Annotated in this window: 9 protein-coding genes and 1 pseudogene; 8 read left to right on the plus strand and 2 right to left on the minus strand. The window is 33.7% G+C overall.

The features are described 5' to 3' along the window. Nucleotide 1: 1 nt before the first annotated feature. From hflC to AAGD63_RS04705, 5 genes are all read left to right on the plus strand, one after another. Entirely contained in the window at nt 2-874 is an 873-nt protein-coding gene (gene hflC, locus AAGD63_RS04685; protein WP_010407101.1) for a protease modulator HflC, read from the plus strand. Nucleotides 875-877: 3 nt separating this feature from the next. Beyond that, nucleotides 878-2,332 carry a DegQ family serine endoprotease gene (locus tag AAGD63_RS04690; protein ID WP_341813204.1) on the plus strand — a complete coding sequence of 485 codons (1,455 nt, stop codon included), beginning with the start codon at nt 878-880 and terminating at the stop codon, nt 2,330-2,332. A gap of 372 nt (nt 2,333-2,704) precedes the next feature. Next, the gene (locus AAGD63_RS04695) at nt 2,705-3,019 is read left to right on the plus strand and encodes a hypothetical protein (RefSeq protein WP_341813205.1); all 315 of its coding nucleotides are present in this window, start codon (nt 2,705-2,707) and stop codon (nt 3,017-3,019) included. Next, nucleotides 3,003-6,218, plus strand: coding sequence for a collagen-like protein (locus tag AAGD63_RS04700; RefSeq protein ID WP_341813206.1), 3,216 nt, complete (start codon nt 3,003-3,005; stop codon nt 6,216-6,218). Before AAGD63_RS04695 ends, AAGD63_RS04700 begins: the two co-directional genes overlap by 17 nt. 4 nt (nt 6,219-6,222) lie before the next feature. Continuing rightward, complete coding sequence (locus AAGD63_RS04705; protein WP_341813207.1) at nt 6,223-7,548, plus strand: hypothetical protein; 1,326 nt, start codon at nt 6,223-6,225, stop codon at nt 7,546-7,548. 731 nt (nt 7,549-8,279) lie between these two features. On the opposite strand, the gene AAGD63_RS04710 is transcribed toward AAGD63_RS04705, so the two are convergent. After that, on the minus strand, nt 8,280-9,386 hold the full coding sequence (locus AAGD63_RS04710) for an alpha/beta hydrolase (protein ID WP_341813208.1): 1,107 nt from the start codon (nt 9,384-9,386) through the stop codon (nt 8,280-8,282). Between the two features lie 68 nt (nt 9,387-9,454). Here AAGD63_RS04710 and terL point away from each other — a divergent pair, with 68 nt between their 5' ends. From terL to AAGD63_RS04725, 3 genes and pseudogenes are all read left to right on the plus strand, one after another. Next, complete coding sequence (gene terL / locus AAGD63_RS04715) at nt 9,455-10,852, plus strand: phage terminase large subunit (RefSeq protein WP_341813209.1); 1,398 nt, start codon at nt 9,455-9,457, stop codon at nt 10,850-10,852. A gap of 130 nt (nt 10,853-10,982) precedes the next feature. After that, nucleotides 10,983-11,503 (plus strand): annotated as a pseudogene (locus AAGD63_RS04720) (pyrimidine dimer DNA glycosylase/endonuclease V). Next, entirely contained in the window at nt 11,479-11,715 is a 237-nt protein-coding gene (locus AAGD63_RS04725) for a hypothetical protein (RefSeq protein WP_341813210.1), read from the plus strand. The pseudogene AAGD63_RS04720 and the gene AAGD63_RS04725 overlap by 25 nt, the downstream one beginning before the upstream one ends. On the opposite strand, the gene trmB is transcribed toward AAGD63_RS04725, so the two are convergent. Further along, nucleotides 11,702-12,346: a tRNA (guanosine(46)-N7)-methyltransferase TrmB gene (trmB, locus tag AAGD63_RS04730; RefSeq protein WP_264330833.1), complete on the minus strand. Its 645-nt coding sequence runs from the start codon at nt 12,344-12,346 to the stop codon at nt 11,702-11,704. The genes AAGD63_RS04725 and trmB overlap by 14 nt on opposite strands. Between the last annotated feature and the right edge of the window lie 97 nt (nt 12,347-12,443).

Consider the following 12,443-nt stretch of genomic DNA (forward strand, 5'->3'; position numbering starts at 1 on the left):
CATGAGTAGTAATATTAAAATTGTTTTTGCTTTTATATTTGTTGTATTATTGATTGCCTTATCTAATTCAATCTTCGTTGTTCAAGAAACAAAACAAGCGATAGTTATACAACTTGGTAAAGTCGTAAAAGATGTTAGGGACAGTGGTTTATATTTTAAGCTACCATTTATAAATAACGTAGAATTTCTTGATAAGAGAATTTTAGATCTAAGTCCTGATAAAACTCCAAGGGAAGTGATAACTGCAGATCAAAAGCGTATTATAGTAGATGCTTATGCAAAATATAAAATAATAGATCCTATCACTTTTTATCAAACTGTGAAAAATGAATCAGGGCTAGTTAGAAGATTATATCCTGTCATAGAAGCTCACATAAGGGAGAATATAGGAAGATTTTCATTAATTAGTTTATTGAATGAAAAGAGATCAGAAGTTATGCAATTAATTCAACGTGGAGTTTATTCTGAAGCTGGAAAATTTGGCATAGAAATAATAGATGTAAGAATTAAGAGAGCAGATCTACCAGAAGAAAATAGTTCTGCAATATTTCGCCGCATGCAAACTGAAAGGGAAAAGGAAGCAAAAGAAATTAGAGCAGAAGGAGAACAAGCTGGACAAGAAATTAGATCAAAAGCTGATAAATTAAAAAGGGGAATTGTCTCTAGTGCAGTAAAAGAATCACATGAAATAAGAGGCCGTGGTTATGCTGAAGCAACTAGAATCTATAATGAGGCATTCAAGGTTGATGAAGAGTTTTTTAACTTTTATCGCTCTATGAAAGCTTACAGTAAATCATTTGCTGAGGGTAATACTAAATTTGTGCTTTCACCAAATAATAATTTCTTAGATATTTTGAACAAGGGATGGAAATAGTTTATGAAAATTATTTTATCTATATTTGCATATTTTTTAATTTCATTTTCTTCATATGCTAATCTGTTTGCAAAAACAGTTGCAGATTCTGTATGCAATTGCAACCAAGGTCTTGCTGACACAGTGGAAGAACTGATTCCTGCAGTTGTAAATATTTCAAGTGAGCAAATAGTTAAGCAAGAGAATAACAGTAGAACTAAAATTCCTTTTACACCAAGAAATAATTTCTTTGATGATTTTAGAGAATTTTTTGAGCATTTTGATCAATTTTTTGATAGAGCTCCTAGTGTTAACAGAGAGGTGACATTGCTTGGCTCTGGATTTATTATAGATAAAAGTGGAACCATAGTAACCAACTATCACGTTATTAAAAATGCTCAAGATATTACAGTTACTATGAACGATAATACTTATTTCAAAGCAGAAGTTTTAGGCTATGATGCAAAAACTGACCTTGCTGTGCTTAAGATTAATTCTGATAAAGATCTTCCTTTTGTTGAATTTGGTAATTCTGATAAAGCAAGAGTTGGTGATACAGTTATTGCAATAGGTAACCCATTTGGTTTAGGTGGCTCTGTGAGTACAGGAATTATATCTGCAAGATCTAGAGACATTAGTATTGGTACTATGAATGAATTTATTCAAACTGATGCTGCAATTAACAGAGGCAATTCAGGAGGACCACTATTTCATCTCAATGGAAAAGTTATAGGTATTAATACTGCTATTTATTCCCCATCTGAGTCTGGTGGTAATGTTGGTATAGGCTTTGCTATACCATCTAATCTAGCTATTTCAATTATTGACACATTAAAAAGTGGTAAAAAAATAAAACATGGTTGGCTTGGTGTGCAAGTTCAGCCTATAACAAAAGAATTTGCTGAATCCTTGGGTTTAAAAGATATCAAAGGTGCATTAGTTGCAAGCGTAGTAAAGGGCAGTCCTGCAGAGAAAGGAGGAATCAAAGTAGGTGATATACTATTAGAATTTGACGGCAAAAAAATTGATAGAATGACGCAATTACCTCATATGGTTTCACGAACTGAGCCCGGAAAGAAAGTACAGGTTAAGTTACTTAGAAAAGGTAAGGAAGTCAATATCAAGGTTGCAATCGAGGAATCTACAAATGATGATTCAGGTAATAATCAAGAAGAAAATAAATCAACATCTAGTTATATAAGTGGTTTAACCGTTTCAAATTTGCCAAAAGAACTAAAAAATAATGCACCCACAAAGGGTGTAGTAGTTACTAGTGTAGATAGTAGTAGTAATTCTACACTACGTGTTATTAAGAAAGGTGATATAATTATTCAACTAGATGGAATCGATATTGAAAATACTAATGATTTTCAAAAACAAATTGATTCAGCAGTAAAAAAAGACGGCAAAGATTCAGTAATGTTGCTTATTTACCGCAACGGCAATCAATTTTTCACCTCAATCAAATTGAAGAAGTAGCTATTTATCTAGCTGGTCATGAAAAAATTGCTTGACAAATTTAACTAGCTTCTTTATCCTGAGGGTAAGGGTGTTTCTGTAGATTAATAAAATTTGTCCCTATACTGAAGACCTTTCCAACGAGGTTATGGAAGAACTAGATTTCAGTATCAAGCACTGGAACGATATCATCCATAAGATGAAAGAGCTGGAGTGGTAAGAAGTTCGATAATACAAAGCATTTTTATGCTCAGTTGTAAAAAAACAACTTTCTTTCACAAATCAATTTATAATTAAATTAGTGTAAAATATAATTATATTTTCTGATCATCAGTATTAATCAATAATTAATACCCATCAATTAATTATATCTAATCGCAAAAGGAGGTGGAAATGCGTTTTAAACTAGAAAAGGAAGATATTCCACAAAACGATTGTAATAATAGAACTGGTCGTAGGATACATGCACAAATAAGATTAAATAACAAAACAACATTTAGCCTGCCTAGTGTATCTTACATTATCATCGACAACAATATTGATCTGCGTTTTCAAATTTGGGATTTGAAGCATGACGTGGGAAGTATACTAAACGACTTATCTCAAGGGCTACAACTAAAGCTAGAAAGCGTAAGAAATGATTACAAATTTGCTTTAGTTACTACCTCTGATCAACCTTATTATTATTACTATGATAGATACTATTGATCGTATACCTCATGGTTACACAGATGGTTTACATGTTAAGGCATATAATCGTGAAAGCTGTAGTATTTATTATGAACTGCTAGAAAACAGGAAAGTTTTAATAGATCCAAAAGACATAATTAGTAGCAAAAATGTCAGTCTTATTTTGGAAGATCTTAAAAGTTCACCTGATAAAAGACTCAAAATAAAAATAGGAGACTATTTGTTTAAAGAATCAAGAAATATATACAAAATATATAGGAGCGCTCAGGTATATAATTTAACTAGTGGAAAAGTTGGCATATTGAATGATATCATTTCAGCATTTACTCGTATAAGCAATACATTCGAGTTATTCCCTTTTCATACAATGGAAAGCTTGAAAGCACAAGATACCTATTTCGCAGTAAAAAAGTTAGGCAATAGTTATGTTGGTTGCATATCGTATGAAAATAGCACATGCAAAAATTTTTATAATTTTAACCCTAATTCTTTTGGGTATGAGAACGACAATAGACCAGGTCCATATCCTTATTATTATAACTTAGAAAATTTTGATAACTTTTTGGAGGTTGATGTGAATATTCAAGAACATATAAATTTAGAAACAGAAATTGAACTTTTAAAACGCAGAATAGACAGATTAGAACATACTGGTGTACAAGGTCCTAAAGGTAAGCCAGGTAAAAGGGGACAAAAAGGTGATAGAGGCTTCGATGGAGCGCCTGGTCCTCAAGGTAACAAGGGGGATACTGGATCGTCAGGTGCGCATGGATCAAAAGGCGATCAAGGACCTAAAGGAGAAAAAGGGAATCAAGGCACTAATGGAATAACTCCAAGTATTAATCAAGTTGTTACCGAATTTTCTTCTAACAGAGCCCATCTATATCCTTTAGCAGCAGCTATAATGGAAGAAGATCAGCGTAATTCTATGGGATTTTTAGAAAGAATAGCACATTTTTTTGGTGAGCGTGTAAAGCGAGAAGATTCTTTAAAAGCGTTAGTTAAGGGCAAACAAGGTCCTCCAGGCCAAAAGGGCGAACCAGGTCGTAACGGTGAATGGGGGTTAAAGGGCAAACAAGGTTCCAAAGGTAATAAGGGTGACCGGGGTTTTCCTGGTCCAGAAGGTTCTAAAGGAAATACTGGCTCAAAAGGTGAGAAGGGAGATGCCTCAAGTGCTATAGAAATTGCAACTGAATTAGTTATCAGTAAAAAAGCTGAGCTAGGAGAAGCAGTTCTTAACGCAAATGGTATCAAAGGTGAAAATCTTGCAACTCAGATTGCCGGTAAAATTAATCTTAATTCGCAGGAACTTGTGAATAAAATTGATGTAGCAAAACTTACTGAAGGAGTAGTAAGTAAACTTTCTTTAGAGGAAGCAAAAAACATTATAAAAGATACTGTGAGTCAGATAACAAGCGATGCCATAAAGAAAAATAATCCCGATCCTATAGCCTTCCAAAAAGATAAAAAATTTGCAGAAAAGCTTGCTAAACTACTTGTTGATAGAAGCAATATGAGCGAGATAGAAGCTCACAATCTTATAAAAGGTAAGGTGAGCGATTGGGCACTTGCTAAGTATCTTCTGCTTCATAGTGATTTAAATAAGCAGGCAAAGGCTCTAGAAATCGTGAAGCAAGAAATAGACAAGGAAAAATTAGTTGAGTATTTGCTTGAGTATGCCAAATTAAAAGGCGATGTGAATGCAGCAAAAACAATAGTTGAAAATATTGTTCATCAGTTCTTTGACACTCAAAAAGTAGGTGAATTAGGAAGAGCAGTACTAGAAGCAAAAAATGATCAAGATAAAAAAGTGCTGGTAAATGATCCAGTCTTACGTGAAGGAATAGCAGAAGAGTTGAGACAAAATCCAGGAAAGATAAAAAGTCCCAAAGGAGATACTGGAACAGATGGATTGCCAGGTGCACAAGGTCCTAAGGGAGAGCCAGGCATAAAAGGAGAGCCAGGTATAAATGGAACAAAAGGAGATATTGGTCCTAAAGGATTAGATGGAGCCATGGGAATAAAAGGTGATAGGGGTGAAAAAGGAGAGATAGGTTCTAAAGGTGACAAAGGAGCGCCAGGTGCAAATGGATTGCAAGGTCCAGAAGGTCCTAAAGGAGAGCCAGGTCTGAGGGGCTTCAATGGTACACAAGGTCTTACAGGCAACAAGGGTGAGCCCGGTATAGACGGATTAAAAGGAGATATAGGCCCTAAAGGCATAAAAGGTGAGCCAGGTATAAATGGAACAAAGGGAGATATTGGTCCTAAAGGATTAGACGGAGCCATGGGAATAAAAGGTGATAGGGGTGAGAAAGGAGCTCCAGGTGCAAATGGATTGCCAGGTTCCAAGGGAGAAGATGGAATAGGTGCTACATTAGCTGATCAGTTTTTACATGAGATAAGAAAAGCAAAAAATGAAACTCTGGATGCTAAAAAAGCAGCAGAGGCAGCTAAAAATGCTTCAGAAGGTTTTGCCAAACAAGCTAAAGATACGGAAGATAAGGCTAAAATACTACACAATCAAACAGTGAATCTTACAGGAGAAGCTGAAGATTCTGCTGATCAAGCACTGCAATCCGCAAACAACGCGGAAGCATTTCATGATAGCGTAAGAGATATGTTTTGTACAACAAATCCTGCATATCAAGTTTGTAGTGCACGCAGAAAAAGGAGGGAAACTAAAAAATCATCAGTGACAAGCGGAGCAAGCAGACCAACTTCATTTATATCTCAAGTAATAAATTTCTTTTACCCTGCGGTAGGACAGGACGAATATAAAGTAAAAAATGAAATAGAGGAGCTTAATCGAGTGACAAAAATAATAGATGCAGTAGATATTGTAAAAAATTTTGAAGAAGTATTAGGAGAAACAGCTGTGAAATGCGGCATTTCAAAGAAAAGTCTAAATTTTAATCCAGTAGAACTGCAGTCAACCATTATCAATAAGTCATTATCTAATGATGAAAATCATAATGAGTTGTTGAAGCTCTTATGTGTAGCTGCGAAAAAATCATTACCTGATTACAAACAAACTAGTAAATGTTTAGCTACTTTCAAAGATCATATGGAAAAAAGATTAAATGAGCAGCAAAGAGCTTTCGTTAATACTGAAAAAATAGTGGCAGATAATGAGCAGCCAAGGAGTTTTATGAGTTATGTCTCTCCTCCTAGTAGCCTAAGTGCCATTAATCAGCAAGTTGTTGGTTATTTAAGGTAATATCATGGAAAAACATATATTTAAAATAGAGGATAAAAATCCGCTCTATAAAAAATTGACTAAACTTCCTGCTGAATATTATATATTAAACAAAAATAGTAAGGTTATCCATTCACATATTGGTCCAATTAAAGTAGAGAATATTAATGGTTTAAAGTTAAAGAAGCAGGGAGATAAAATATCTTTATATGAAGGAAACTTACCCCTGCAGGCAGAAAGATCTGATGAAAGTGGAAACTCTATTAAAGAGGATCTTATTGTAGAACAAGAAGCTATAATAAGTACAAATAGAAACAATATTATAGAAAAGCTTGAATCAACACCTATCTTGATTTCGCTTTACAACATAAAAGATAGTCCTGACTTTGGCCTCAAATTGTCTGGTAGAGATATAACTGGAGTACTCAATTTTATCAATTTTAACGATGAAAATGACCCAGTACTAGAAAAGATTAAAGAAGAAAAAAGTGGACTTTATTTTACAATAGAAGGTGATTATATCTATATATCAGATGAAGAAGGAAAATGTCTTCCAGTATATGAAGATGGTAGTTGCTATAAGTATCAATACACAAAAAATGAACATGATATATTAGAAATTAGTGAGGTATCAACAATAATAAAAAACTTAACTAAGACTGAGCAGTGCAGTACACCAGCTAAGGCAGGGCAGGATTTTACTTTGCAGAAGGGAAAAGAATTATCGGATGATATCTATCAAGCAAATATCATGTTGAATGGTAAGCTTGTAGCTACTTTACCAAAAATAGGTTACTGCATGCTTGATGACCAATTGGTCACACATAATCACATTACAGAAGAAAAGATAAAAATTCCTAGAGACTTTCATTATCTTAAAGTCGTTAAGTCTAGTAATAATGATGATTATAAATTAACGTTTTGTAATTTCTTAGGTAATGAGTTTTTTGAACATAAAAAATACGATTCTCAATACTCAAATATTCCAGATAAATATCAATATATAAGTTTAAACTGTATGAAAAAGGAATATAAGCTAAATTTCTGCAAGTTACTTAACGATAAACCATCTTTTTTTATTGTAAAAGGAACTACTAATCAAGATTCTTCAGGCCACTGCCCAGCTGATGTATTTGAATTAACAAAAAGTGGAAAAGGTAAGAAAATGGCTACATTAATTGATCAATTTGGCGTTTTTAATAAAGAGGGTAAGTTTCAATATTGTGATTACCATAGAAAAGCAGATTACGATATTTATAATTCTTATAAAATTAATAAAGAGTACACAGCAACAGATGAATTTCTCTTCAATGATGACATAGTTCTTTATACTATTCCAGAGCTATCTTAACCACACACAAAGTATATTTGAATTGTTTCAATAATTGTTTTAAAATCGAATTGAGTAAACTTTCAAGCAGTGTAAGAATGTATTCTTTTTAGTTTAGATTCGCTACCATTTTACCACTCGTTAGTACCACAGTGGTTTTGTAATAGAACACAAGCTGCAAAAACTTAAGGAAAAAATGGTCAGTGCTTGACACTGGCATCTAGTTCTTTCCATCAAAAATGCTGTAAAGTGTTTACCAATTTAGTTGGATCTCAGTACTGGGATGATATTATGAAGACCTAGCAGTTTATGACGGTGTCATTCCAGCGCGTGGCGCTAGAATCTAGTTCTTATTACCTGAGTCTTCTGGGTCCCAGTACTCAGATGACAAGAAAAGGGAGTATTGGTTTCAGCATTAGCCATGCATCTGGATCCCAGTATCAAGTACTGGGATGACAAGAGAAAGAGGACACTGGGATGAAATTATGAAGGCCGGGATAAACACTATGAGGACTGGAATGACATTATGAAGACCTCTAGCAGTTTATGACGGTGTCATTCCAGTGTGGAATCCAGCTTTTTGTAACTTCATTGAAAATATCGTATAGCTATTTGTTCACAATTAATTCTTCTGGATCCCAGTACTCGGATGATAAGAAAAGAAACACTGGTTTCAATATTTGCATGCATCTGAACAGATACAGATGGCTCAAATGTTAAAAAAAGTATACGCGTCAAGTTAAGAGCAAGTTTTACCCTAGCCTTCTTTGACTTGTTAAGAAAGGTCTTTTTTCCCCAGATTCTATTATCACATGCTGAAATGACATCAAAGGATGCTCTTGCTTCTTCATGTAATTATGCAAAAAGTCCTTTGAATTTTTGCAGCTTGAAAAATCTTTATAAAATTTACTTTCTTTAAATGCTTTAATCTTCTCTTCATTATTTAATGAGCCATATTTAGAAAAATATTCATCTGTAATGTGAATATATAAACTAATCAACTCAGGAAAAGTGTAATCAGTTTTGTTAGAAGACTTTAAACACGTAATTGGCAATTTATGTATATCTTTATCAGCTTTTTTAGAATCAATACATTTATCATTCTTTCTTAATGTTGTATGCTGCTTAAAAAAGCCTTCATATTCCTCAAAATCTTCAAATATTTCTTTTTTTTGATAATCTTTCCTTCTACCGCTTTGATCTATTTTTTCTATTTCTGTTGCAAGTTGCGCTGGCTGTTTTATCGTTTTATCTCCCTCTCGATTAAAGTAGATTGTATAAGGAGTAATTGAATTTACGATTTTATATGTCTTCCAGTGGCAGTCAAAAATCTTTAGTACCAATTTGATTATCGGAGCAAGAAAAATTTTTAATTTTACTATGAATCCAAAATAATAAAGAGAAGCTTGTTTAAGTGAACTTGCAGAATTGCTAACGATGCATCTTAAATGTATATCCTTATACTTAAAATTTTTATGAACCTCTGCAGCTACATGTCCACCTAGGCAGTCTCCAAACAATATAATATCATCTGGTTTTATACCTTTTTCCAACAAGTTAGTTACAACTGCTATACCAGATTTAACTCTATTGCTACGTATCAATGAACTGTTTTTACTTAAACCAAGTCCAGGATAATTCAAAAGATGTACAGTTATCCCTTGCTCTGTGGCCCAATTCCAATTTTGGGAATAATCTTTACCCGGGCTTAACGCTCTATTTCCACCAATAAAGTATATCAGATGTTTTTCACCTTGATTATTGTTTTGATTTTTACCAAGAAGCGTAATTGTCTCTATTTTTATCCCGTTTTGAGTTTTTATAAATTCTCTCTCAGTTTGCTCTCTTGTTTCTTTCATATTTTAACTCTCACTATGCTGGTTTAATTACACAACAAAATCTTAAAAAAATCAACAAACCTTAATTTATGAACAATATAAACCTTCTCAAATTCATTGAATTATGCTTTCAAACGGTAGTGCCGGGGTGTGAGTATAATGATTATCAATATATAAAAGTCATAGCAGACAGGCTTGAAGCAGCAAGCGCTGGTGAAGCAAGAAGAATAATATTCAATATGCCGCCGCGTTCAATGAAGTCCATTTGTGTAAGTGTTGCATGGCCCGCATGGATACTTGGAAATCAGCCAACTGCAAGAATAATAGTTGCAAGTTATTCTCGGTTGCTTAGCGAAAAGCACTCACTCGATACCAGGTGCATAATGCAATCTGATTGGTATAGAAAGCTATTTCCGAAAGTAGAATTATGCAAAGATCAAAACACTAAATATAAATTTCAAACAGTGCAAAGAGGATGTAGGATTGCAACATCAGTTGGGGGAACATTAATCGGTGAAGGTGGAGATTTCATTATTGTGGATGATCCACTAAGTCCCGCACAAGCTTTGAGCGAAACATTTAGAAAGCGTGCTGCAAACTGGTTTGATCAGGCTTTAGTAACCAGGCTCAACGACAGAAAAAAAGGAGTCATTGTTCTTGTAATGCACAGGTTACACCTGGAAGGTTTAACTGGTCACCTCCTCTGTAAACCAAAAAACATATGGCACCATGTATGTTTACCAATAATAGCTGAAGATAAGGAGATTATTTATTCAGTTAATAATCATATTCCAGAGCATGAACAGGAAATATACTCAAGAAAAGAAGGTCAATTGTTGTATTCCCTAACTGAAGGAAAAGAAGAAATTGAGATGATAAAAGCTGAACTTGGGAGTTATGGTTTTGCTGCTCAATACCAACAAAACCCTCTACCACTTTCAAGTGGTATAATTAAACGAGAGTGGTTGAAGCGCTATAAAAATTTTCCTGATAGCCTCTTGCATGTAACACAAAGTTGGGATACTGCAATTTCAACAAACAATACAAGTGACTTTAGTGTCTGCACTACCTGGACAAAAGTAGATAATACATTCTATTTATTCGATGTATATCGCGCAAAACTTGAATATCCAAAACTTAAAGAGAAAGTTCTATCGCTGGCTGCAAGGTGGAAGCCACACGCAATTTTAATCGAAGCAAAAGCAAGCGATCAGCAATTGGTTCAGGAGCTCAGGAAAAACAGTGATTTACCTATTATTCAAATAGTACCACATGATGACAAATTAACTCGATTTCACCGAATTGTCCCAATTATAGAATCTGAGCGGGTTTTTCTCCCTAACCAAGCAGTATGGCTTAGCGACTTTGAGTATGAGATTTTAATGTTTCCAGAAACCCGTCACGACGATCAAGTAGACAGTACCGTGCAATATCTTCAGTGGGTGAGAAACAATATTGCTAGAGTGGTAGCTATACGTTCATTGTAGCTTGAAAAGGTTCCTCGGAATTGTGTATAATTTTTTTAACTGAGCTTATTTAACTTATCCATTTTCTAAATGATATTTTAGGGTTTATTGAAATAAATACTACGCAAAAATTCTATCTCTGGGTGCTTAGATGAATATCTTTATATTAGACGAAAATCCTGTAACTGCAGCACAAATGTTATGCGATAAGCACATAGTAAAAATGCCGCTAGAAACTGCTCAATTGCTTAGCAGTGTTTTTTCAATAGCATTAAAAGAGCCAAATCCTTTAGTTAGCATTACAAACCAGAATATAGAAGTTCCATATAAACTTACTCACAAAAACCATCCTTGTTCTTTATGGGCTAGACAATCAAAAGGAAACTTTGATTGGTTAATAAAACATGGAAAAGAATTGTGTATAGAATATAGCTTGCGATACAAAAGAACGCATAAATCCGAAGAAGTTATAGATTGGTGCGATAATAACAAGGATTTGCTAATATTTCGATCAGCTGATATACAAGCTTTACACAAGCGTTACCTGATCGATATAAATGTAGTAACCCAATAGAAGCCTATAGAGAATATTACCTAAAAGAAAAGATGAGATTTGCTAAGTGGGAAAAAGGTAGAGAAGCACCAGATTGGTTGATAGACAAAATGCTATAAATTATAAAATTATCCAAATCGGTCATAAAAAAGGTAAATTGAAGCTACAAAAGCAATGCTGGATGATAATGTTGATATTTATCAAGTTTATTGATCTTCCTAGTGAGATTAAAGAATTTAGTGAACTGTTATTTCCAATACATAATGGGCTACTTGAGAATGTCATGTACACATCTGTACTAACAAGTAGAGGTAAATCTAAGTCAGTTTAGATATAACACTTACTTTAAAAAACTTTATTTTACGCTGATATTCTAGCGCTTTTCTGTGGTATTTTGTTGGGGTATAATTTGCAAAACTATCTTCCTTATAAGTTAAAGAGTTACACTGCTTTATATGTAACTCTATCCACTCTGCATAATCCTGATGATCAGTTGCAATAAATATTTCCCCTGTGACAAGTATTTTTTTTGCTAATAAATTTAAAAATTCCGTATTAATTAACCGTCTTTTGTTGTGACTTCTTTTCGGCCATGGATCTGGAAAGAGAATAAAGAATTTTTCAACACTGTGGTCAGGAAAATTGACAATTAATTCTCTTGCATCTTCTGTCCATATTAAAATATTTTTTATGCTGTGTGCTTCTATGCTTTTTAGCAAGGAAGAGACCCCCTTTAAATAAGGCTCACATCCTATAAATAATAGATCAGATTCATTGAATGCCTGATGGAGCATATTTTCACCATTACCGAAACCTATTTCTACCCGTATTCTTTTTTGTAAGTCTACGATCTTTTTTATAGATTCCTTGCTGTTTTTAATAGAATACTTCTCCAAAACATTCAACTTCAACCTAGATCTTCTGGAAAATGACCTAATCCAATTATTATTCCTAGATAGCATATCTTACATAACTTAATCTTTTATAGCTTAAACAATTCTCGAAATGAATTAATGAGAATTTACTTGTCACTAATTATTAATATTATATAATATATGA

It is taken from the genome of Wolbachia endosymbiont (group B) of Germaria angustata, assembly GCF_964026725.1.
Classification (GTDB): Bacteria; Pseudomonadota; Alphaproteobacteria; order Rickettsiales; family Anaplasmataceae; genus Wolbachia; species Wolbachia pipientis_C.